The organism is Kluyvera sp. 1366, assembly GCF_054823405.1.
Genome location: NZ_JBTRDW010000007.1, coordinates 200,053 through 222,216, shown reverse-complemented (window position 1 = coordinate 222,216; position 22,164 = coordinate 200,053). Strand labels below are relative to the sequence as shown.

The following is a 22,164-nucleotide window of genomic DNA, read 5'->3' as shown; positions in this document are numbered from 1 at the left end:
GGAAGCATTATGTTAACCGTCGTTGCAGAGATTTGTGTCAAACCGGGCCGTCGCCAGGTGGTTTTGGATGCGATTAACCAGCTGATTCCTACCGTGCTGGAAGAAGATGGCTGTCATCAATATGACGCATTAGTTGATCATCAGGCGCAAGTGCCGTGGAAACAGAATTCACCCGATTCCATTTTCATGCTGGAGCTGTGGGAATCACTGCGTCATCTGGAGCAGCATCAGCAGATGCCACACATGGATGCGCATCGCGCGTTGATTAAAGATGAAGTGGTCGATGTGAAGATCCTGGTGCTGGAAGCGGCTAAGTAAGCCGATTTTTTCTCGTTCATCATCATGCATAAAAAAGCCCCGGTCTTTCGATCGGGGCTTTTGTTTCGCAGCTAATCAGAAATTAGTGCTGTTGTTCCTGCAGCAGGTGCTGTGGAACCATCACTTCAGCATCGCCACCGTTGTTCTGGTAAACGTTATATTCAACGCCTGCCACGGTTACGGTGCCATTTGCCTGGCTCCAGTTATTTACGTCTTCACCTTCCGGCAGGATGTCTTGCAAGGTCACTTCCTGCGCAGAATCCGAAATCATCAACTGCGTTTTACCGTTGTCGATGAATAACGAGTCATCGCTCATGGACAGAATATCCGTCAGTGACATGCTCATCAGCGCTTCGTTGAATGAGTCTGGGAACAGGTCGCCTGGATCGATAGGTTCTGGTGGCGTAACGTCAACGTTAACGTCGAACGATTCTGCACCGGCTACTTCATTGCCCGCTGCATCACGGAAACCGAAGGAGATATGGTAGCTGCCTTCAGCCAGTTCATTGGTATCCAGCGTCCATTTACCGTTGGTCACCACCGCGCTGCCGATGATTTCGGTACGCGCCGCATCGCCATAGACCACTACCACGGTGCCATCTTCTTTACCGGTACCGTTCAGCTTCATGACCCGACCGTTGATATCCGACCCGATCGGGCGGGTAAAACCTTCTACATCAAGGAATGTACCACCGGTGTAAGTACCAGCCTGTGGCGCGGTCAGATCCACATCAAAGTTGATGCCGTCATTGATAGGGCCTTTCACACCTGAAGCGCTGACAGGTTGAACGCGGATATTATGCGCACCTTCCGTCAGGGCAGGCAGATCAATACTCCATTTACCATCAACTACGGTTGCTGAACCGATCTGTTTTTCGCCATCATAGATAATGACTTTAGAACCGTTTTCACCGGTACCGCGTACGGTTGGTGATTTGTCATCAGTGATGCCGCCATCAAGGATCTGACCAGTGATGACGCCCACGTCATCCCACAATTCGAAGTCCGTGATTTCGTCCGGCACTTTGGTATCGATAATCAGTTCAATTGGATCGGAACGATCGGAGGTGTTGCCCGCCGGATCGGTAATTTCAACCACCACGTCGTAATCACCATCACCGATTGGATCGGTTGGGGTGACTGTCCAATCACCTTTCTCGTCAACGACGCCGCTACCAATGACCTGCTCTTTGCCGTCTTTATCAATGATGATGATTTCTACAACGTCACCCGGCGTTGCACCGCCACCGGTGAACTCCGGCTGGGTTTCGTCAGTTGGCGTGCCTGGCTGGATGACGCCCTGCTCATCACCGGTGTTGTCGATAATGCCCGGAGCGACCGGTTTTTCAGGTGCAGTTAAATCCACCACGATGGTGACCGGATCTGAGAAGTCTGAACTTTTGCCAGTTTTTGGATCTTCGACTTTGATCTTCAGCTCATGAGAACCTTCTTTCAGTGGATCAAGCTCGATTTCCCATTTGCCATCTTTGCCTACGGCAGCAGAACCAATGACTTTGTCTTTATCGTAAACATAAACAATTTCACCCTCTTCACCTGAACCGCGCAGCACTGGGGTGTCATCGTTGGTTGCATCACCGCTCACCAGTGGACGCTCTTCTGCACCGTTGTTGGCGACGATCTCTTCAATCTGTGCCGGAGGCAGCGTTTGGGTATCAACAATCACAATGAACTCTTCTGATGGAGTAGAAGCAGCACCACCTTTGGAGACGGAATCTACGCGCAGCGCATGTTTGCCTTCGGCCACATCCAGTTCGTAAGACCATTGACCACGTGAGTTGGCAATAACGGTTGCAACTAATTTTTCGCCATCCCAGATACGTACAATGGAGCCGGCATCCGCTTTACCCGACAGCGGCAGAGTGGTGTCGTCAGTGGTATCGCCTGATTTCAGCTGACCGGTTACGCGGCCTACGTCATCGTAAACACCTTCCAGTGAAGGCGCTTCAGGTGCAGTAGCATCCAGTTTCAGGATGAAGTTGTCTGATTTCGGACTCATACGACCGTAGCGATCCTGATACGCTACGTTGAAGATATAGGTATCATCCGTGGTCAGTTCCGGTGTGAAGGTCCAACGTCCATCACCGCCAGCGGTCACGCTGCCGATCGGTGCTGAATCAACGCCGTAAATGAAGACCAGCGATCCCGGTTTAGCCACGCCTGACAGCGTTGGGTTTTTATCATCAGTGTATTGACCCGAAGTTAAGTGATCAACATTACCTTCGTCGTCAATGACGCGCAGGATCTGTGGTGCTTCCGGAGCGCCTGCTTCGACATGCAGAATGATTGAGGTAGCGGGACCCCAGTTATTAGCGCTATCGCGAACACGCGTCTGATAGTAGTAGGTCCCATCTGGCAGTTCATCAGACTTGAAATGTAAATTGCCATCCTTATCTGCGGTAACAAGATACACTTCATTGTTCAGCGTAATTTGAACCTGTGCGAAAGGCTCGACTTTAGGTGATATCTCGATAAAGCTTTTATTGGTATATTTTTCAATAGCATTACCATGAGTACGAAAATTATTGGTATTTGCAGTCGCATCCTCAGACGGCTGCGACTCTGCAGTTGGGCCTTCGGCCATCACTACTGCGCCCGCTTCAACTTTCACAATGAATGGCGCTGAGACTGGGCTTTCATGTTTGCCAGCATCTTTAGCCACTACGGTCAGGCTGTGTTCGCCATCAGCCAATTCTGGAGTAATGGTCCATGCCCCCATGCTATTAGCTTTGACTGAAGCAATCGGATCTTTTCCACCGTTGTCATACAGGTAAACGATCGCGTCCGGCTCCGCTACGCCTGAAATGACAGGCTTGTGTTCATCGGTAATTTCGCCCGGATTCAAATTACCTTTATTACTACCGGTGTTATCTACCACACGCCAGATTTCTGGCGCTTCTGGAGCTTGGGTATCCAGATTTACAATGAAGGACGTTGGTGGTGCACGGTTACCCGCTTTATCGATGGTGATCAACTGCACGGTATGTAAGCCTTCGTCCCAGCCCGTTGGCGGTGTAAATGACCACTTACCATTTTCATCGATAGGTGCTTTGTAAACCACACCATCAATAAGAATTTCAACACGACCACCGGCATTTTTGAGATCGACTTGTTTATCTTTCCAACCAAACTTTCTGTCGGTAATAGTACTGATTTTCATTTCTTTAATTTCATTAATGCTGTTATTCGCCATGAATATATTCCTTTAAATATTTAGATTCGTGTTCCGGTTTCCTCCCGGAACGCAAGCATTCTCGACCAGTTAGTGAAATAACCAACACAGGACATGTCTTAATTAATGGTTTTTAATAGAATCATTAATTGTAAAGTGAAGTTGAAAAAAATGGCCTAAATTATAAAAAATCAGACCATTGGTTAATTTTTAGAAAGTGATAAAACTATTTATTCTCTACACTGATAATTACACGACGTTCGCCTTGATAGCATGCTTTCTGCTGCTTCAGGGAGCCCGCGCACTGCGCAGTGACCTGGCTTTCACCCATACTTTGCGATTGAATATAATCACTCGCGAGCCCGTTATTGACCAATAATTTCTTAATTGCATCCGCGCGGCGTTGGCCTAACTTGATGTTGCTTTCCTCCTCCCCAATTGGATCGGTAAAGCCGGTGACGATAATGCGCTGATCGGCTTTATTTTTGCTTTTCAACAAGGTTGCAAATTGTTGAATGGCGCTATGACCCTGAGCGGAAATATCGGCACTGTTCGCGCTACCAAAATTAAACAGCAAATCCGATGAAAACTCATAATTATCATAAGACTGTGTAGTTCCAGCCTTGCACGGCACCACCGCTGAAGCGCGGGAAAGCAAATGAGTTTGCTGACGTGTTCCCACTAATTGCTGCTGAGCCTGTTCGCTATCCATCACCAGAGGACGGCCGGAACCGTCAAGGCTGGCAATGATATAATAGGTTTTGCCCGCCGCCAGATTATCGCGCCATGGTTGTTGCTGCTTGCCCTGATAACCTGGCGCATCATCGATATAACTTCCCAACGAATGTACACCCGGTTTCAGGCAAAACACCGTGTAGCCGCCGGTTAATAATGCCGTTTGGAATTCGCCATCAACATAGATGTGTGCTGCTTTATTATTATTATCGTCTGTAGCTCGATAATAAACGATGCGGGTTTGCTCTGAGGCCGCTGCCGGCATGGATTGCCAGGCTTTGCCAAAATTCGATTGCGCTTGAAGAGTTGCGCTGATGGACAATGTCGCAAGCACCGTGGCAATAGCATATTTTTTAAGTTTCATTATAACTCCAGAAAACAGGCGCCAGACGACGCCTGTTTTTATTCTATTAATCGCAATGATGTGATAATTATTCAGATAAATAATGAATATCTAAATCCTTCAAAGCTGTAATATCGAGAGACATCACACCGTCCACTGCAGAACTCTTAATATCCGCATCAAAAACCATATTACTTAAAATGCTTTCATCAATATTATTGAGTGATGCAGATTCTTCCTGCGCTTCATTGAATAACGTGTCACCGTTTGCCGAGAGCAGCTCAGATAATTCAACATGGCTGAGTAGATCAGGGAAGAGATCGCCCGGATCGATGGGTTCTGGTGGAATCGTATCGATCTCAACTTCAAAAGCTTCGGTTTTGGCTGTTACTACGCCTTCAGCATTTTTAAATGCCGCTTCAATCTTGTAAACATCATCAGATAACTCTGGCGTGGCGATACTCCACTTCCCGTTCTCATCTACGACAGAGGAGAGGTAATAATGGTTATTGCTCCCACTGAGCCAGATATAAACGATATCGCCCGCGTTGCCGGTTCCACCCACAAAAATCGTTGAATCATTCACCGCATCGCCGTTAGCAATAGGCTGTTTGCCGATGAAATACTTTTCGCCGTTATCCAACATTTCATCACGATACACGTCGTCAACCGCGCCAGTTACCGGTACATCGGGATTCGGAATCACTTCCTTGCCGGGATCAATAGGGTTATTCGGATCGTTAATTTCGATAATGACTTTTTCTGAAGGCGCAGATTCATTACCTGCTGGATCCACTTCAATAATCTGGAATTCATGATCGCCATTACCAATGGCTTTTTCTGGGGTGAATTGCCACTTTCCTTCGTCATCGACAACGGTGCTGCCGATAACCTGGCCGTTATCAATGATTTTAATGATGTCGCCTTTTTCACCGACGCCAGAGAAGGTTGGTGTGCTGTCTTGCGTTTCGCCACCATTTTCAATCAACTTACCTTCATCATCAGCGATGGCACCAATGCCTTTATTTTCTGGTGCTACGGTATCAACCTCGATAATCCAGGCTTCGGAAGGCAGCGATTTATTCCCGACTTCATCTACGACGACGATGCTGAAATCATGTTTACCCTCTGACAGCTTCGGGCTGGTGTAGGTCCAGTTACCCTCGCTGTCTACTTTGGCAGTGCCCAGCAACTGGCCATCTTTCCAGATTTCAACGGTAGCGCCCGCTTCGGCCTTACCCGCCAGCGTCGGCGTGTTGTCTTTGGTGATGCCATCTTTCACGATCTCTTTCGGCGGATTTACGCTGTCATCCACCATGCTACCAATGGTGCCCTTGGCAGGGGCGGTCAGATCGATAACGAAGCTCCAGGCCTCGCTTGAATCGCCTACTACGCCACTTTCATTGCGTTCACGTGTGGTGATGCTGTGGCTACCGGCGCCCAATGCTTTACCGGGTGTAAAGGACCATGTGCCGTTTTCACCAACCGTGGTTTCACCAATTTTTGTGCTGCCATCCCAAATTTCAATGACATTCCCTTTGGTGCCCGTGCCGTTCAGTGTCGGCGTGGTGTCATCGGTACGGCCGCCTTTCGCGATCAATCCGGTAATGCTGCCTACGTCGTCATACAGGCCGTTAACTACCGGGACGTTTACATTGCCGCCGCCGCTGTCGCCGCCACCTTTACCGCCGTCATCACCGCCCTTCCCGTTGTCCCCACCGTTCTGATCGCTACTGCCGTTTTCGTGAGCGTTTTTATCCTGATATTGCTCTTTGGCTGCCACGTAGCCCAGGCCGGCGGCCGCAGCGATAGCCGCCAATCCGCCTAAAGCGATCAACGCCGGGGACCATTCAAATCCCGAGGCCAGCATGAAACCAGAATCGGTATCAACCGTGCTCTCTCCAAGCGCTAATGCGGTGGTTTCGCCATCAGCCAATGCGGCAGCATCGTGATCGGCATTACCATCGGTAGCGACGTATTCATGCATGGCGCCATCTTCAGCTTTACCAACTAAAGCACCTGATTTAGCAAAAAAGTCTTCGATAATCAGATCCGGTTCGCTGGCGTCGGATCCCTCCAGCATCACCAGCAGATCTTTCCCGACACGCTTAACGGTAATGTTTTCTGGTGCAACGCCGTCATTACCTTGGGTCAGCAAATATTTGCCGTTGGTAATAGCCTGAACTTTTGCAGCTTTACCGTCTTTACCTACACGCAATGCTTCCGCTTTCGTTATTGTTTTTTTATCAATAACCGCAACACTCACGGGCGAAACGTTCATGTTTAATCCCTTCCGTACATTAGATTTTGATTGTGCGATTGCGTACAAACGCAGCAATCTCCCTGGCTTAACCCACCTGTGCGGGCTCAAAGTGAGCGACATAATCGGGAAAGAGAGATTTCCGAGACATAAGAAACGTCCCGTTAGGAAAGAAAAAATTTCCCAACATTGACAGAAAAGTTATTAGTTAATTAACTATATGAATTAAAGCGTTTTTATAAATAAAGATATGAAGATGAAGGGTAAATTATTGAGCAGGAACAAGACTATAACAGATGATTTTCCTGAATTTTTTCGCGTAAAAAACTCAGAAAACAGGTAATGCGCGAGGTAAGGGATTGATTGCGATAATAGACCGCGTGGATGGGTAAACGCTGTTCACGGGTTTCCGTTGCTAAAACCTGTACCAGACGCCCACTTTCGCGATCTTCACGGCTGACAAAATCGGATAAACGTACGATACCTTGCCCAGCTAAAGCCAGTTGACGCAATGTTTCACCACTGGAGGCGGACAGCGTAGGTTTGATGCGCAGGAACTCGCCTTCGCGCTGCCAAACCGGCCAGACGTTGTGTACATCAAGTTGACTGAACCCCAACAGCTGATGGTTCGCCAGTGCATCAACGTTTTCCGGTACACCAAACTTTTCAAGATAATCTGGGCTGGCTAACAGGCGTATGGCGCTGCTTCCGAGCACACGCGCACGCAGCGTCGAATCGCGCAGTTCGCCGATGCGAATGGCGATGTCCGTTTGCTGCTCCAGCAGATCGATCACAATATCGTCGGTGTTTAATTCCAGCTGAATCAGCGGGTAGCGCTGACGAAACTCCGCCACCAGCGGCACAATGACGTGCAGGGTAAAAGGCGTATTGGCATTGACGCGTAAGCGTCCAGAAGGAATGTCCCGGCGCTGCGCGATCAGTTCTTCCGCCTGTTCAACCGACGCCAGAATCTGCCGCGCATGATCGAGAAAAATCAGCCCCTCTTCGGTCAATGCCAGGCGACGCGTGGTGCGATGCATTAAGGTGGTTTGCAGCTTACCTTCCAGCCGGCTAAGCGCACGGCTCACGCCAGAGCTGGTTTGATCTAACTGCTCCGCAGCTGATGTGATTGATCCGGTATCCACCACCGCAACCCAGGCACGTAACTCTTCCAGTGTTATTTTCAAATTCCCATCCTTAAAGATCGAGACCTGTCTTAGCGCGGTTTCTGACACTTTTGGCTTAAATTACGCCACTTTATTAGCGGCAGGATATCACAATGCGCCATAAACCTCGGGTGGCTAACGATTTACGTCAGCAACAAGCGGTAACCCAGTTGCTGCAGCAAGGGCGACAAGAAGAAGCCTGGCGTAAGATTCGGGCGCACCTGACGCTTGCTCCCTACGATGGCTGGTTCCTTCATGAAGCCGCACGGCTTGCACGGCGCAACGGCGATCTGGATACGGCGCAGCGCTATTATCAGCGGGCGCTAAAACTTGCGCCTACAGATGCGGGATTACTCAACGGTCTTGGTCTAACCCATTATGACGCCGGGTGCTGGAGCGAGGCGGAAGCCTGTTATCAGGCTGCGCTGCAATCACATATGGGCTATGCCGCCTGTCACAATAACTACGCTATTTTGCTGCATAAACAGCAGCGCTATCACCTTGCTTTAGATCAGTATCGATTGGCGCTGCAGAGCCAGCCTGATTATACCGAAGCCCGCTATGGCATAAGTACGTTGCTAGCGCACATGGGCCAGCTACAAGAAGCAGAAAGTCAGATGCAGCAAGTGCTGCAAGTGCGTGACGCCGATCAACGTTGCCGAAATTCGCTCGGCATGGTTCAGCTACAACAAGGCAACTTCGCTGCTGGCTGGTCTAACTATCAGGCGCGTTATGCGTCCGATAATCCCGATCGCTTCTTTACCTTACCGAAACTCCCTATTCGCTACTGGCAAGGAGAGGATCTGCGCGGTAAAACGCTGTTGGTAAGGACCGAGCAAGGCATGGGGGACGAAATTCAATTCTGTCGTTATCTCACACGCGTTAAAACTGAAAAGCATGCGGTAAAAGTGATCATGCTGGGTAGCAAGTCCTTAAAATCATTGATGGTTACGCTGCCGCACCTCGATAATTATCTGACACGGGAAGATGTACAACACACGTTGCCACCGGCAGATTACTGGTGCTCTCTACTGGATTTACCGCAGCACTTCCTCAACTCAACACAGCCCTTTAGCGCGCATCATCCCTATCTGTTTAGCTCTGCAGAACAACAGGCGAGGTGGCCGATTGAGGGGAACGGGAAAAAAATTGGTATCGTATGGAAAGGCTCTAGCGGGCATAAGAATGATAGCCAACGATCGCTTGCGCACCTTTCACAGTTTGCACCTTTATTTGACCTGCCTGATATCAACTGGATTAGCTTGCAAAAAGGTGCAGGTGAAGAGGAAATCGCTGACTTTCCACACATACAGCCGCTTGGTGCCCAATTCACTGATTATCAGGATACCGCCGCGGTCATTTCACAACTGGATTTGGTGATTGGTGTAGATACGTCGGTGATCCACTTAGCAGGGGCGATGGGGATACCTTGCTGGGTATTACTTCCCGCCTGGGCGCGAGACTGGCGCTGGTTGGAAAATCGCGATGAATCGCCGTGGTATCCGCAAATGAGATTGTTTGGGCGCGGGCAGGATGAAGAGTGGAGCACGGTTATTACGCGGATTAAACAGGCATTACAGCAGCAATAAAACAGGGACGCCGCGGCGTCCCTGTTTTTTTTACACTTCGAGGTCGGCTAAATCGCCTTTCTCTTGAAGCCAGTTGCGGCGGTCTTCCGAGCGTTTCTTCGCCAGCAGCATGTCCATCACGCGTAGGGTTTGATCGACATCCTCATCGCTGATCGTCAATTGCACCAGACGACGCGTATTCGGATCAAGCGTGGTTTCGCGCAGCTGCAGCGGGTTCATTTCACCCAAGCCCTTAAAACGCTGCACATTCGGCTTACCTTTCTTGCGCTTCAACTGGTCCAGCACGCCCTCTTTCTCATCTTCATCCAGGGCATAATAGACTTCTTTGCCGAGATCGATGCGATACAGCGGCGGCATCGCCACGTACACATGGCCGTGTTGCACCAACGTACGGAAATGCTTCACAAACAGCGCGCACAGCAGCGTGGCAATGTGCAGACCATCGGAGTCCGCATCCGCGAGGATACAGATTTTGCCGTAACGCAGCTGGCTCAGATCTTCGCTGTCAGGATCGATACCGATCGCCACTGAAATATCATGCACTTCCTGTGAGGCCAGCACTTCGTCCGAAGAGACTTCCCAGGTATTAAGGATCTTACCTTTCAGCGGCATGATCGCCTGATAATCACGATCGCGCGCTTGCTTGGCGGATCCGCCCGCAGAATCCCCTTCGACGAGGAACAGCTCGGTTTTGTTCAAATCTTGTGCGGTGCAGTCAGCCAGTTTGCCCGGCAGCGCCGGGCCGCTGGTGAGTTTTTTACGCACCACTTTCTTCGCGGCGCGCATGCGGCGCTGCGCGCTGGAGATCGCCAGCTCGGCCAGCATTTCAGCCGCCTGCACGTTTTGATTCAGCCACAGGCTGAAGGCATCTTTGACCACCGCTGAGACGAATGCCGCACACTGACGCGACGACAGGCGCTCTTTAGTCTGCCCGGCAAACTGTGGATCCTGCATCTTCACCGACAGCACGTACGCACAGCGATCCCAGATATCTTCTGCCGACAGCTTCACGCCGCGCGGCAGAATATTGCGGTATTCGCAAAACTCGCGCATGGCATCCAACAAGCCCTGACGCAAACCGTTGACGTGCGTGCCGCCTTGCATGGTTGGGATCAGGTTAACGTAGCTTTCTGTTAGCAGCTCTCCGCCTTCCGGCAGCCACAGCAGCGCCCAATCCACTGCTTCCACATCGCCTGCAAAACTGCCTACAAAGGGTTTTTCCGGCAGCGTGGGTAAGCCGTCAACCGCTTCACACAGGTAATCGGTCAGGCCATCCTGATACATCCAGGTTTGTTCGGTGTCGTTGACCTTGTCTTTAAAAACAATTTCAACGCCCGGACACAGCACGGCTTTGGCTTTTAACAGATGTGATAAACGAGAAACCGAGAAACGCGGGCTATCAAAGAAGCTTTCATCTGGCCAGAAATGCACGCTGGTACCGGTATTGCGTTTACCGACGGTGCCGGTAACCGTAAGATCCTGCACCTTGTCGCCATTTTCGAAGGCAATCTGGTAGATTTCGCCGTTACGTCGCACGGTAACTTCCACACGCTTCGACAAGGCGTTAACCACCGAGATCCCGACGCCGTGCAAGCCGCCTGAGAACTGATAGTTTTTGTTGGAGAATTTGCCGCCCGCATGCAGGCGACAAAGAATCAGCTCAACCGCTGGCACGCCTTCTTCCGGATGGATATCCACTGGCATGCCACGACCATCATCAATAACTTCCAGCGACTGGTCGGCATGAAGAATGACTTCCACGCGTTTAGCGTGACCGGCCAGCGCCTCATCGACGCTGTTATCGATCACCTCCTGGCCCAGGTGGTTCGGGCGCGTGGTATCGGTGTACATCCCCGGACGACGACGCACCGGTTCAAGGCCGGTCAGGACCTCAATGGCATCGGCATTATAGCTTGATTGGCTCATCGTAAATGTCTGATTAGCAATAGGAAAATGGCCCCACTTCGCAAGGTCACTGGGCGTTTAATCCCAGAAAATCAACGATCTGTGCGAAATGGCGTTCGAATCCGATATAGGCATGATTGCCGCCCTCTTCAACCGTCTGGCGGCATGCGCTGTAATACTCCAGCGCCTGGCGATAATCGAGTATTTCATCGCCGGTTTGTTGCAGCAGCCAGAGTAAATCGGGCGCTTCAAGAGGGTCAATCTGCATTACTTTCAGATCGTAAATGTGGCGAGACTCTAACACATATTGCTGGCCGGTGTAGGGATTACGGTTTTCGCCGAGGTAATCCACTAACAGCTCAAACGGCCGTACGGCGGGATTAACCACCACCGCTGGCAACATAAAACACTGCGACAGCCAGGTAGCAAAATAGCCGCCCAGCGACGATCCCACCAATCCCAGCGGTTCACCGGCATATTGCATCACCAGATCTTCCAGCATGCTGGCGGCTTCAGACGGAAACGTCGGTAGTTGCGGCACCATCACATTAATATGCGGATGCTGTTCGTTGAGCCACTGCTGCAGCTGCGTGGCTTTCGCCGATTGCGGGGAACTGTTGAAGCCATGCAGATAGATCAGCGCCGCCATTGCTTAGTAGCCCTCGGAATCAAGATCGGGGCGGAACATGTCACTTTGCAGGCGGTTCACTTCGGTCTGCAGCGTGCCGTCGGGCTGCAAGGTAAACCAACGCCAGCCCGGCGCCAGCGTATCAATGGTGAAGTTAGTGCAATGCGGTTTGAACTGGACGCAGGTTGATGGTGAAGCCATCACACGGCGACCATGCCAGTCGAGATCGAGCTCCTGATGAATATGGCCACATACCAGATTACGCGCGCGCGGGAAGTGCTGCAGTACCGCTTCCAGCTGATGCGGATTGCGCAAGCTGTGCTGATCTAACCAGGTACATCCGGAAGCCAGCGGATGATGATGCAGCAGTACCAAAGTGTGGCGTTCTGGGTACTTGCTAAGTGCGGTGTGTAGCCACTCCAGCTGGTATTCGCTCAACATGCCGTGTGGCACACCAAATACCTGGCTATCCAGCAGCACCAGTTGCCAGTGATCGCCCAAAAGAACGTGCTTGTCAGATTTGATGCCCGCGTCGGCCAGCGTATCCACCATTGCCGGCTGAAAATCGTGATTCCCCGGCAGCCAGACGCAAGGTTTTGGCAGACGATTAATGCCTGCTACAAAGTGTTGGTAAGCTTCGACGGTGTGATCCTGAGCGAGATCGCCAGTGGCGATAATCAGATCATACTGACGCTGTTGTACTTCAATAGCATCCAGTACCGCATCAAAACTCGACCAGGTATTTACCCCAAGCAGCGATTGATGTTTTCCGGCGAAAAGATGGGTATCCGTGATTTGTAAAATCCTGATATCAGACCCATCTTGCGCAGGAAGAGTTAGCAGGCTATCCAAAGCGTTTCCTTAATCTCCACGCCATCGTTGCGTTTTTTACGCTATCAGCAAACCGGTACTGCCACAGCGCCGTGCGCTAAGCAGTAACGTAACCAATCCGCAAGGAACTGGTTAATCTGATGTTTTTCATCGCGCTGATGCAGTTTTTTATTAGGATAATCATAGCGCGCTTTAAATCGGTAGATCTGTTTAGTGGAACACACTTCAGCGACCATCGCATCATGGTAGAGCCGCACCGACATAGAAGGCAGGCTCCAGTAACTCACTGCGGGCGCCACCTGACGCACTTCCACCAGCGTGGTGTAACGCGTCGATTCTTCGATGGTGAGCTGATAGCTGGCGCCATTCACCTGATAAATCACCGATGCGCCTGCCTCGTCATTACGCGGCAGCAGGCGACGCAGCTGGGCGAAATTGGTTTCGCACAGGCGCATCATTTCGGGAAAGTCAGGGGTATAGCGCTGTTTCATTTTAGCTTCCACTCTTGTCGTAGTTTTTCATGGTGCAACGCCAGCCATTGCAAGGCGATGACAGATGCCGCGTTATCAATAATCCCCTCTTCCACCCAGCGATAAGCTTGTTCGCGGCTCACCACATGGACAAGAATATCCTCATTCTCTTCCTCCAGCCCGTGATTTCCCTCTGCCAGGCTGGCATCCACTTCGCCCACCAGCACCGATAAACGTTCAGACGTTCCGCCGGGGCTGGCTAAGTAATTCACTATCGGTTTGACGCGGCCAACCTTAAGGCCAGCCTCTTCTACCGCCTCACGTCGTGCGACATCTTCTGGTGTTTCGCCAGGTTCGATGATGCCAGCCACCATTTCCAGCAGCCAGGGCGTTGGGCTGGAATCAAAAGCGGGAATGCGGATCTGTTCGATCAGTACCACTTCATCACGCAAGGGATCATAGGGTAGCAGCACGGCGGCGTGTCCGCGCTCAAAAACTTCGCGCACCACTTCACCACTCATTTCGCCATTAAAACGACGGTGGCGGAAACGGTAGCTGACGATGGAAAAAAAACCATCGTAACGCGTTTCGCGTGCAATAATTTCTACATCGTTTTTTGTGAAAGTCACAGGGGATTTTTTTTCACTCGCCATCGTCTGATTCCTTATGCAGATTGGGATGGAGCAAAGAAAAGCCAAGTCTACCGCTCCGTCCGAGTGGTTCTTTTTGAATTATTTACGTAAATTAGGGGAAGAAGGCACGTTCAGCCAACTTATCTCTGACGCCGCCTCTGTAGAATCGGCGATTATTTTTTTGGCTTACCTGCAGCACTACCAGTGCATTTTGCTGCAACAAAAGGAATGCAAATGAAAAAACTGCTCCCACTTTTTATTGGGCTGACTCTGGGCGGATTCAGCCTTGCCAGCCAGGCAGAAAACCTGTTGCAGGTCTATCAGCAGGCGCGCCTTAGCAACCCCGATCTGCGATCTTCTGCCGCTAACCGCGACGCTGCATTTGAGAAAATCAATGAAGCGCGTAGTCCATTATTGCCGCAGTTAGGCTTGGGCGCAGATTACAAATATGACAATGGCTACCGTGACAGCAGCGGACTTCATTCCAACACGACCAGCGCCTCTCTGCAATTAACTCAAACTATTTTCGATATGTCGAAATGGCGTGCGCTGTCGCTGCAGGAAAAACAGGCCGGTATTCAGGATGTTACCTATCAGGTTGCTCAGCAAGACCTGATTCTTAACACGGCGACTGCCTATTTTAACGTGTTAAAGGCAATCGACACGCTTTCTTACACCGAAGCACAGAAACAATCTATCTACCGCGAACTGGATCAAACCACGCAGCGCTTTAACGTGGGTTTGGTCGCGATTACTGACGTGCAAAACGCCCGTGCACAGTATGACACCGTGCTGGCTAACGAAGTGACCGCACGTAACAACCTCGATAATGCGGTGGAATCGCTGCGTCAGATTACCGGCATGGATTATCTGTCGCTGGCTTCATTGAATATCGATCGTTTCAAAACCGCGCGTCCAGATGCTGTGGCCAGCCTGCTGAAAGAAGCGGAAAGCCGCAACCTGACCTTGCTGTCTGCGCGTCTGAGCCAGGATCTGGCGCGTGAACAGATTCGTTCAGCCGAAACCGGCCACATGCCGACGCTGGATTTGACCGCCTCAACCGGTATGTCGAATAGCAAATATGGCGGCAGTCGCGCCAATCAGAGCGCTGGCAGCACCGATTCCATCACCGGTTCTAACCAGGTTGGCCTGAGCTTCACCATGCCACTTTACAGCGGCGGTTCGGTCACCTCGCAGGTGAAACAGGCGCAGTACAACTATGTCGCGGCCAGCGAACAGCTGGAAGGCGCGCATCGTAGCGCGGTTCAGACGGTGCGTTCATCATTCAATAACGTGAATGCCTCAATCAGCAGCATTGATGCTTATAAGCAGGCCGTTGTCTCTGCACAAAGCTCGCTGGATGCGATGGAAGCCGGGTACCAGGTCGGTACGCGTACTATCGTTGATGTGCTGGATGCGACCACCACGCTTTTCAATGCTAAACAGCAGCTTTCTGATGCGCGTTATAGCTATCTGATCAACCAGCTGAATATCAAATATGCGCTGGGTACGCTGAACGAGCAGGATCTGCAGCAGCTGAACAGCACGCTGGGCAAAGAGATCACCACGACACCAGAAGTGGTGGCGCCGGAGAATAACCAGCAGGCCGCGCGTGTGGATAACGGTCCGAAAGCTTCATCGCCTTCAACTGCCGCACAAGCCCGTCCAGCTGCCGCACGCAGCAGCGGAAATCCATTCGGTAATTAATTCCCCAGGGGGCCGTATGCGGCCCCTTTCGCATTCAATCGTATAGCTACGTAAAGATCCTTTCCCCATCTGGCTTCGCGCTTCATTTTCCACCGCTCATCCCCTATCCTTACCCCACCTTTGGGCACAGGATGAAAATAATGAAACGGACGAAAAATATTCGCCATGCCGCTTTTCGTAAAAGCTGGCAGGCACGCCACTTAACGCCAGTCGCCTTTGCCGTAAGCGCAGTGTTTATGCTGGCAGGCTGCGAGCAGAGTGACGAAACGGTGTCGCTCTATCAAAACGCGGATGATTGCGCCAAAGCCAATCCAGGCCAGAGCGCGCAATGTACCACTGCGTATAACAACGCACAGAAAGAAGCCGAACGTACCGCGCCAAAATACGCTACACGCGAAGATTGTGTGGCTGAGTTTGGTGAAAACCAATGCCAGCAAACGCCTGCACAAGCGGGTGTAGGTACCACCGCAAACAATGCTGAAGCTCAGCAAAGCGGTAGCTTCTGGATGCCGTTGATGGCCGGTTACATGATGGGACGCATGATGAGCGGTGGTGCAGGCTTTGCCCAGCAGCCCCTGTTCTCGCCAAAAAATCCGAACAGCCCGGCAAACGGTAAATTTGTTGATGCTGCGGGTAAAAACTACGGTAATGCCACATCGGGCCGCACCATCAACGTGCCGAAAACAGCAATGGCGCCGAAACCCGCGACCACTTCCACCATTACGCGTGGCGGCTTTGGTGACAGCGTGGCAAAACAAAACACCATGCAGCGCAGTAGTGCTTCTGGCACCGGCAGCCGCTCGCTAGGAGGCTAAGCCGCAGCATGCAACGTATTGCAATCCCCGAACGTCCAGACTGGCGTGAAAAAGCCGCGGAGTATGGTTTCCAGTTTCACACCATGTATGGTGAACCTTACTGGTGTGAAGATGCGTACTACCAATTCACGCTAGCGCAGGTTGAACAGCTTGAGGATACCACCGCCGAACTGCACCAGATGTGTTTGCAGGCGGTGGAAAAAGTGGTGAACAGTGACGAGCTGCTCACCCGTTTCTGTATTCCTAAGCACACCTGGGACTTTGTGCGTGATTCCTGGAAGTTGCGCCAGCCTTCGCTCTATTCGCGCCTCGATCTGGCATGGGATGGCAAAGGTGACGCTAAGCTGCTGGAAAACAACGCTGATACACCAACCTCGCTGTATGAAGCCGCCTTCTTTCAGTGGATTTGGCTGGAAGACCAGGTCAAAGCGGGCAATCTGCCGCAGGGCAGCGACCAGTTCAACAGCCTGCAAGAGAAGCTGATTGAGCGCTTCGCCACGCTGCATCAGCAGTTCGGTTTCAACTGGCTACACTTCTCCTGCTGCCGTGATACTGAGGAAGATCGCGCCACGGTGCAATATCTGCAGGACTGCGCCACTGAAGCCGGATTGCCGAGCGAGTTTCTCTATATTGACGAGATTGGATTGGGTGAAAGAGGCCAGTTCACCGACGTAAACGATCAGGTTATCAGCAATCTGTTTAAGCTCTATCCATGGGAATTCATGCTGCGCGAAGTGTTTTCTACCAAGCTGGCGGATGCGGGCGTGCGTTGGCTGGAGCCGGCCTGGAAAAGCATCATTTCCAATAAAGCGTTGTTACCGCTGCTGTGGGAAATGTTTCCTAATCATCCCAATTTGCTGCCCGCTTACTTTGCCGATGATAAGAACGCGCCGCAGATGGATAAGTACGTGGTGAAACCGCTATTTTCACGCGAAGGTGCCAATATTCGTATCATTGAAAACGGTCAGGAGATCGCCCGCGCCGATGGTCCGTATGGCGAAGAAGGCATGATTATCCAGCAGTTCTATCAGCTACCGAAATTTGGTGATAGCTATACCTTGATCGGCAGTTGGCTGATTGACGATCAACCTGCGGGCATCGGCTTACGCGAAGATCGTGCCTTGATCACACAGGATCTGTCGCGCTTCTATCCGCATACCTTCATTGAATAAAAGCTGTGCCGCCCGCACCCTTCGGGCGGCCTTGCGCATTAGCCAATCTGCACTGACATCATGCTGATCGCGCCCATCTCCATCCCTTCCACAGGAATGCTGATCGCTTCATCAGCGGCACGCGCGCCAAGAATATAGAGCAGCGGTAGATAGTGTTCAGGCGTTGGGTTCGAAAGCTGTGCATCCGGATGCTGCATAAAGTTCACCAATGGGTGATCTGCTGCCTCACCGTGGAAATCCAGATTCTCACGTACAAACTGATTAAAGCTCTCCGCCCACGGATACGCGGTTTCTGCGCCCTGCCAGCGCAGCATACGCAGATTGTGCACCACGTTACCGCTGGCCACGATCATCACACCCTCATCTCGTAATGACGCCAGCTTTTGCCCCAATGCGTAGTGCCATTCAGCAGGTTTAGTGCCGTCGATACTCAGTTGCACCACTGGGATGTCGGCATCGGGATACATTTTTGCCAGCACCCCCCAGGAACCATGATCAAAACCCCACTCCTGATCGGCATGAACGGCGATCGGAGCCAGTAAATTCATCACTTGCTGAGCCAGTTCTGGCGATCCCGGCGCGGGATAGCGCACATCAAATAGCGCCTGCGGGAAACCACCAAAATCATGGATAGTGCGCGGATTATTCATCGCCGTCACCGCCGTGCCGCGTGTGTACCAGTGCGCCGAAACCGCGAGAATCGCACGTGGACGCGGCAAGGTTGCGCCCAATTGCTGCCAGGTTTGGGTATAACGATTATCTTCCAGTACGTTCATCGGGCTGCCGTGACCAAGGAACAGCGCAGGCATGCGTGTAGTGCTCATGATTAATCCTTTGACGAAGTGTCGCTTTGTTAACCGCTACGATACGCGCTTTCACCAGGGGATTAACGCTGATAAGTATGATGATCTCTGTCAGAGAATTTGAATGATATAGGGCGGATAAATTCGACACAGGTTAGGTCTTAATATTGCACGCGAGCCTTTTAGATATCAGTGATATAGCCCGCACCTAAGACCGAGCGAGACCAGTCTTGTTACATCCAATCAATCTACTTCTTAAACTCCCCTCGGTTTTAGAAAGATGAGTTGGAATTTATGTTAATTCAGGGAGCAATATTGTGCCTGGCGATGAATATCTACCATGAAGCGCGTGGCGAACCGATTAAAGGACAAATAGCCGTTGGTACGGTGACCATGAACCGGGCCAATTGGGATGTCAAAGAGATCTGTCCTGTGGTGTATGCACCTAAGCAGTTCTCCTGGACGTCTCTCAAAAAGCATCCTTATCGTTATCCACCACATGAAGATAAAAGCTGGCAACGCGCCAGAAAGCTGGCACAGAAGATTGTTGAAGGGGAATTACAGGACGTAACGAAAGGCGCGACCTTTTTCCATGCACATCATGCTAAACCGGCCTGGCGTCATACCTTTCAGCGTACAGTAGTAATTGGCAATCACGTGTTTTATGCCAATCGTTAAAACAAAAAAAAGAGGCCAGATAGATATCTATCCGGCCTCTTTCTTCTGTATTAATTCAGTTAGCTGGCGTGACGCGTTTCACGCTGACGGCGATACGCCACCAAATCTTCAATGGTGACGACCGGCATATCATGTTGCTTAGCAAACACGATCGCTTCTGGCGCGTGCGCCATGCTGCCATCATCATTGGTTAATTCGCACAATACGCCTGCAGGTTTAAATCCCGCCAGCGTCACCAGATCGATAGTCGCTTCGGTGTGTCCATCACGTGACAGAACACCGCCTTCACGCGCACGCAGCGGGAAAACATGGCCCGGACGGTTAAGGTCTGAAGGCTTCGCGCCATCAGCCACCGCAGCGCGAATCGTGGTGATGCGATCGGCGGCAGAAACGCCGGTGGTCACACCGCTTGCAGCTTCAATTGTCACCGTGAAACCGGTGCCGTAAGCGCTGGTGTTAGTTTCCACCATCATTGGCAGCTCAAGCTGCTGACGGCGCTCTTCGGTGATGCAGAGGCACACAATACCGCTGCCGTGACGGATGGTTAATGCCATCTGTTCAACGGTCATGGTTTCTGCCGGGAAGATCATGTCACCTTCGTTTTCACGATTTTCATCGTCGAGCACCATTACACCGCGGCCGTTGCGCAGCGCATCAATGGCGCGCTCTACACGCTGTTCAGGCGTGCCAAATTCAGAAAGAAGCGTCTGATTCATGGTAAAAAAACCTTATAAAATATGAGTTACCAGAACCAGGGCGTGCTTAGGAGTGCGTACAAAACACATGGCAAAAACGTGACGCGGGCAAAGCCCGGCTGATGTCGTTACCCTCTCCCATCCGGACTCTAACCGTCGGCTCCGGAATTACACCGGATCTGCTGACCTCTCACATTACTGTGAGAGCGCTCGCGGGCTTTCAGCGAGAGCTGATTTACCGCCGGTGGGGAATTTCGCCCCGCCCTGAGAATAAGCGAACAAACTATAACGCCAATCATCTGGTCGGGCAATCGACAAAAGTGCAAATGCTTTTGCATTTCCTGCGTTGCGGATTTCAGGTTTAACCTTTTCGTTTCAGGCATTACACTTAATAGCTATTGAGTCCGAACACGCGCAGCTATCGGCCACCGTAACCAGGAAATAATCATGATCGACACGAAAAAAATTGAACAACTGGCTCGCCAGGTACATGAAGCGATGCCGAAAGGGATTCGCGATTTTGGCGATGATGTCGAAAAGAAAATCCGTCAGGTATTGCAGGCGCAGTTGACGCGCATGGACCTGGTTAATCGTGAAGAGTTTGATGTGCAGACGCAGGTACTGCTGCGCACGCGCGAGAAATTAGCTGCGCTGGAACAGCGCCTGGCGAAGTTAGAAAGTGAAAGTCCAGCGGCACCCGCGCCGGCGATCGTCACGCCAGATCCCGCTGGGAAAATCGATACTCCGCAGTAAGCTAATGGGCGGGAGTTTTCCTCCCGCCCATTCACACTTAATGACTGCGAATCGTTTTGATGATGTTGCTGGTTGAGATGCCATCTTCGAAGTTTAATACGCGCACGTCACCACCGTTTGCCCACACTTCTTTGCTACCCGCGATATCTTCCGGCTTGTAGTCGCCGCCTTTTACCAGCAGATCTGGCAGCACTCCCGCAATCAGACGCTGTGGCGTATCCTCTTCAAACAGCACCACCCAATCCACCGCTTCCAGCGCACCCAGCACAATCATACGGTTTTCTTGCGGATTGACCGGACGCGTTTCGCCTTTCAGACGCTTCGTCGAGGCATCACTATTAACGGCCACAATCAGGCGATCGCCCAGCTTGCGCGCATTCGCCAGATAAGAAACATGGCCAGCGTGCAGGATGTCAAACACGCCGTTGGTCATTACCACTTTCTCACCACGCTGACGCGCCAGCGCAACAGCGGCTTTCAGCTCCGCTTCGGTCATCACACCAAATCCCGTTTCCGGACGGGCGTGAATGGCATTTTCCAGCTCAACAGTGCTGACAGTGGAAGTACCGAGCTTCCCGACGACGACGCCAGCCGCAGCATTCGCCAGGAAACAGGCTTCTTCCAGGCTGTCGCCAGCCGCCAGCACTGCGGCTAGCACGCCAATCACCGTATCGCCCGCACCGGTCACGTCATACACTTCCTGCGCCTGCGTAGGCAGATGCAGCGGCGCTTTGCCCGGCTGCAGCAGCGTCATACCGTTTTCAGAACGGGTTACCAGCAGCGCGGAAAGCTCATAATCAGCGATTAACTGCATGCCACGACTGACAATCTCTTCCACGCTTTTGCATTTACCCACAACCGCTTCGAATTCAGACAAATTCGGCGTCAGCAGCGTTGCACCGCGATAACGTTCAAAATCAGTGCCTTTAGGATCAATCAGTACCGGCACTTTAGCTTCACGCGCTAATTGAATCATGGTCTGCACGCTGTTCAGCGCGCCTTTGGCGTAGTCAGACAGCACCAGCGCACCCGCTTGCGTCAGCGATTGACGCATACGATCGTGAATCGGCTGCGGATCAATCTGCTCAAAACCCTCTTCGAAATCGAGGCGAATCAGCTGCTGATTGCGCGAAAGCACGCGCAATTTGGTGATGGTTGGATGGCTTTGTACCGCCACAAAATCACAGTCGACGTTGACCTTTTGCAGGGTTTCGCTCAACACGCGCGCGGCATCATCGGCGCCGGTCAAGCCAATCAGCCGTGATGCTGCACCGAGCGCAGCAATGTTCATGGCGACGTTTGCCGCGCCGCCTGGACGCTCTTCAATGGTATCCACTTTCACCACCGGCACCGGCGCTTCCGGGGAAATACGGCTGGTTGGGCCATACCAATAGCGATCTAACATCACATCGCCGACGACCAGCACAGTGGCCTTGCCAAAAGTGGGCAGTGTTACTTTCATTCAGAGACTCCA

At 51.6% G+C, this 22,164-nt stretch carries 20 protein-coding genes and 1 riboswitch; of the genes, 8 read left to right on the top strand and 12 right to left on the bottom strand.

What is annotated here, in order from left to right; genetic code table 11:
* Positions 1 to 9 precede the first annotated feature (9 nt).
* Positions 10 to 318, top strand: a complete 309-nt coding sequence (locus tag ACVLVH_RS17375; RefSeq protein WP_008103384.1) for a putative quinol monooxygenase — start codon at positions 10 to 12, stop codon at positions 316 to 318.
* Between the two features lie 82 nt (positions 319 to 400).
* Here ACVLVH_RS17375 and ACVLVH_RS17370 read toward each other — a convergent pair whose 3' ends face one another.
* The 4 genes from ACVLVH_RS17370 to ACVLVH_RS17355 form a co-directional block, all read right to left on the bottom strand.
* Entirely contained in the window at positions 401 to 3,529 is a 3,129-nt protein-coding gene (locus ACVLVH_RS17370) for an Ig-like domain-containing protein (protein ID WP_498949895.1), read from the bottom strand.
* Positions 3,530 to 3,734: 205 nt separating this feature from the next.
* Positions 3,735 to 4,607: an OmpA family protein gene (locus ACVLVH_RS17365; protein ID WP_312464158.1), complete on the bottom strand. Its 873-nt coding sequence runs from the start codon at positions 4,605 to 4,607 to the stop codon at positions 3,735 to 3,737.
* 67 nt (positions 4,608 to 4,674) lie between these two features.
* Positions 4,675 to 6,867: an Ig-like domain-containing protein gene (locus ACVLVH_RS17360; RefSeq protein ID WP_312464157.1), complete on the bottom strand. Its 2,193-nt coding sequence runs from the start codon at positions 6,865 to 6,867 to the stop codon at positions 4,675 to 4,677.
* A 266-nt stretch (positions 6,868 to 7,133) separates the two neighbouring features.
* On the bottom strand, positions 7,134 to 8,033 hold the full coding sequence (locus ACVLVH_RS17355) for a LysR substrate-binding domain-containing protein (RefSeq protein WP_101763001.1): 900 nt from the start codon (positions 8,031 to 8,033) through the stop codon (positions 7,134 to 7,136).
* A gap of 149 nt (positions 8,034 to 8,182) precedes the next feature.
* Between ACVLVH_RS17355 and ACVLVH_RS17350 the strand changes: the two genes are divergently transcribed.
* Positions 8,183 to 9,601, top strand: coding sequence for a tetratricopeptide repeat protein (locus tag ACVLVH_RS17350; protein WP_498949893.1), 1,419 nt, complete (start codon positions 8,183 to 8,185; stop codon positions 9,599 to 9,601).
* A 30-nt stretch (positions 9,602 to 9,631) separates the two neighbouring features.
* Here ACVLVH_RS17350 and parE read toward each other — a convergent pair whose 3' ends face one another.
* The 5 genes from parE to nudF are packed head-to-tail and all read right to left on the bottom strand — an operon-like array spanning position 9,632 to position 14,088.
* Entirely contained in the window at positions 9,632 to 11,527 is a 1,896-nt protein-coding gene (parE, locus tag ACVLVH_RS17345; protein ID WP_101762999.1) for a DNA topoisomerase IV subunit B, read from the bottom strand.
* 46 nt (positions 11,528 to 11,573) lie between these two features.
* Positions 11,574 to 12,155 (bottom strand): esterase YqiA, encoded by a 582-nt coding sequence (gene yqiA / locus ACVLVH_RS17340; RefSeq protein WP_101762998.1) that lies wholly within the window; start codon positions 12,153 to 12,155, stop codon positions 11,574 to 11,576.
* Between the two features lie 3 nt (positions 12,156 to 12,158).
* On the bottom strand, positions 12,159 to 12,986 hold the full coding sequence (gene cpdA, locus ACVLVH_RS17335) for a 3',5'-cyclic-AMP phosphodiesterase (protein ID WP_101762997.1): 828 nt from the start codon (positions 12,984 to 12,986) through the stop codon (positions 12,159 to 12,161).
* Between the two features lie 44 nt (positions 12,987 to 13,030).
* Positions 13,031 to 13,456 (bottom strand): DUF1249 family protein, encoded by a 426-nt coding sequence (locus ACVLVH_RS17330; RefSeq protein ID WP_008103400.1) that lies wholly within the window; start codon positions 13,454 to 13,456, stop codon positions 13,031 to 13,033.
* Positions 13,453 to 14,088, bottom strand: a complete 636-nt coding sequence (gene nudF, locus ACVLVH_RS17325; protein ID WP_101762996.1) for an ADP-ribose diphosphatase — start codon at positions 14,086 to 14,088, stop codon at positions 13,453 to 13,455. The genes ACVLVH_RS17330 and nudF overlap by 4 nt, the downstream gene beginning before the upstream one ends.
* A gap of 25 nt (positions 14,089 to 14,113) precedes the next feature.
* On the opposite strand from nudF, the gene ACVLVH_RS17320 reads away from it, so the two are divergent.
* The 4 genes from ACVLVH_RS17320 to ACVLVH_RS17305 all read left to right on the top strand — a co-directional run bounded on the left by ACVLVH_RS17320 (position 14,114) and on the right by ACVLVH_RS17305 (position 17,761).
* Positions 14,114 to 14,305 (top strand): hypothetical protein, encoded by a 192-nt coding sequence (locus tag ACVLVH_RS17320; protein ID WP_225614418.1) that lies wholly within the window; start codon positions 14,114 to 14,116, stop codon positions 14,303 to 14,305.
* Complete coding sequence (tolC, locus tag ACVLVH_RS17315) at positions 14,302 to 15,774, top strand: outer membrane channel protein TolC (RefSeq protein ID WP_277974123.1); 1,473 nt, start codon at positions 14,302 to 14,304, stop codon at positions 15,772 to 15,774. The genes ACVLVH_RS17320 and tolC overlap by 4 nt, the downstream gene beginning before the upstream one ends.
* Before the next feature lie 140 nt (positions 15,775 to 15,914).
* Complete coding sequence (locus tag ACVLVH_RS17310; RefSeq protein WP_061720467.1) at positions 15,915 to 16,589, top strand: DUF1190 family protein; 675 nt, start codon at positions 15,915 to 15,917, stop codon at positions 16,587 to 16,589.
* 8 nt (positions 16,590 to 16,597) lie between these two features.
* Positions 16,598 to 17,761: a glutathionylspermidine synthase family protein gene (locus ACVLVH_RS17305; protein WP_210081101.1), complete on the top strand. Its 1,164-nt coding sequence runs from the start codon at positions 16,598 to 16,600 to the stop codon at positions 17,759 to 17,761.
* A 38-nt stretch (positions 17,762 to 17,799) separates the two neighbouring features.
* On the opposite strand, the gene ygiD is transcribed toward ACVLVH_RS17305, so the two are convergent.
* Positions 17,800 to 18,585 carry a 4,5-DOPA-extradiol-dioxygenase gene (gene ygiD / locus ACVLVH_RS17300; RefSeq protein ID WP_312464406.1) on the bottom strand — a complete coding sequence of 262 codons (786 nt, stop codon included), beginning with the start codon at positions 18,583 to 18,585 and terminating at the stop codon, positions 17,800 to 17,802.
* A gap of 273 nt (positions 18,586 to 18,858) precedes the next feature.
* Here ygiD and ACVLVH_RS17295 point away from each other — a divergent pair, with 273 nt between their 5' ends.
* Entirely contained in the window at positions 18,859 to 19,242 is a 384-nt protein-coding gene (locus ACVLVH_RS17295) for a cell wall hydrolase (RefSeq protein WP_110867311.1), read from the top strand.
* 59 nt (positions 19,243 to 19,301) lie between these two features.
* Here ACVLVH_RS17295 and ribB read toward each other — a convergent pair whose 3' ends face one another.
* Entirely contained in the window at positions 19,302 to 19,958 is a 657-nt protein-coding gene (ribB, locus tag ACVLVH_RS17290; RefSeq protein ID WP_312464405.1) for a 3,4-dihydroxy-2-butanone-4-phosphate synthase, read from the bottom strand.
* 105 nt (positions 19,959 to 20,063) lie between these two features.
* Positions 20,064 to 20,213, bottom strand: a riboswitch (FMN riboswitch).
* 171 nt (positions 20,214 to 20,384) lie between these two features.
* On the opposite strand from ribB, the gene ubiK reads away from it, so the two are divergent.
* Positions 20,385 to 20,690, top strand: a complete 306-nt coding sequence (gene ubiK / locus ACVLVH_RS17285; protein WP_110867312.1) for a ubiquinone biosynthesis accessory factor UbiK — start codon at positions 20,385 to 20,387, stop codon at positions 20,688 to 20,690.
* A gap of 37 nt (positions 20,691 to 20,727) precedes the next feature.
* On the opposite strand, the gene hldE is transcribed toward ubiK, so the two are convergent.
* On the bottom strand, positions 20,728 to 22,152 hold the full coding sequence (gene hldE, locus ACVLVH_RS17280; RefSeq protein ID WP_210081099.1) for a bifunctional D-glycero-beta-D-manno-heptose-7-phosphate kinase/D-glycero-beta-D-manno-heptose 1-phosphate adenylyltransferase HldE: 1,425 nt from the start codon (positions 22,150 to 22,152) through the stop codon (positions 20,728 to 20,730).
* Between the last annotated feature and the right edge of the window lie 12 nt (positions 22,153 to 22,164).

Excerpts from the sequence above, each read along its gene's own strand:
- ygiD (WP_312464406.1), bottom strand. The coding sequence starts at position 18,585 with ATGAGCACTACACGCATGCCTGCGCTGTTCCTTGGTCACGGCAGCCCG.
- nudF (WP_101762996.1), bottom strand. The coding sequence starts at position 14,088 with ATGGCGAGTGAAAAAAAATCCCCTGTGACTTTCACAAAAAACGATGTA.
- ACVLVH_RS17305 (WP_210081101.1), top strand. The coding sequence starts at position 16,598 with ATGCAACGTATTGCAATCCCCGAACGTCCAGACTGGCGTGAAAAAGCC.
- yqiA (WP_101762998.1), bottom strand. The coding sequence starts at position 12,155 with ATGGCGGCGCTGATCTATCTGCATGGCTTCAACAGTTCCCCGCAATCG.
- ACVLVH_RS17375 (WP_008103384.1), top strand. The coding sequence starts at position 10 with ATGTTAACCGTCGTTGCAGAGATTTGTGTCAAACCGGGCCGTCGCCAG.
- ACVLVH_RS17330 (WP_008103400.1), bottom strand. The coding sequence starts at position 13,456 with ATGAAACAGCGCTATACCCCTGACTTTCCCGAAATGATGCGCCTGTGC.
- parE (WP_101762999.1), bottom strand. The coding sequence starts at position 11,527 with ATGAGCCAATCAAGCTATAATGCCGATGCCATTGAGGTCCTGACCGGC.
- hldE (WP_210081099.1), bottom strand. The coding sequence starts at position 22,152 with ATGAAAGTAACACTGCCCACTTTTGGCAAGGCCACTGTGCTGGTCGTC.
- ribB (WP_312464405.1), bottom strand. The coding sequence starts at position 19,958 with ATGAATCAGACGCTTCTTTCTGAATTTGGCACGCCTGAACAGCGTGTA.
- tolC (WP_277974123.1), top strand. The coding sequence starts at position 14,302 with ATGAAAAAACTGCTCCCACTTTTTATTGGGCTGACTCTGGGCGGATTC.
- ACVLVH_RS17370 (WP_498949895.1), bottom strand. The coding sequence starts at position 3,529 with ATGGCGAATAACAGCATTAATGAAATTAAAGAAATGAAAATCAGTACT.
- ACVLVH_RS17310 (WP_061720467.1), top strand. The coding sequence starts at position 15,915 with ATGAAACGGACGAAAAATATTCGCCATGCCGCTTTTCGTAAAAGCTGG.
- ACVLVH_RS17365 (WP_312464158.1), bottom strand. The coding sequence starts at position 4,607 with ATGAAACTTAAAAAATATGCTATTGCCACGGTGCTTGCGACATTGTCC.
- ubiK (WP_110867312.1), top strand. The coding sequence starts at position 20,385 with ATGATCGACACGAAAAAAATTGAACAACTGGCTCGCCAGGTACATGAA.
- ACVLVH_RS17295 (WP_110867311.1), top strand. The coding sequence starts at position 18,859 with ATGTTAATTCAGGGAGCAATATTGTGCCTGGCGATGAATATCTACCAT.
- ACVLVH_RS17360 (WP_312464157.1), bottom strand. The coding sequence starts at position 6,867 with ATGAACGTTTCGCCCGTGAGTGTTGCGGTTATTGATAAAAAAACAATA.
- ACVLVH_RS17320 (WP_225614418.1), top strand. The coding sequence starts at position 14,114 with ATGGAGCAAAGAAAAGCCAAGTCTACCGCTCCGTCCGAGTGGTTCTTT.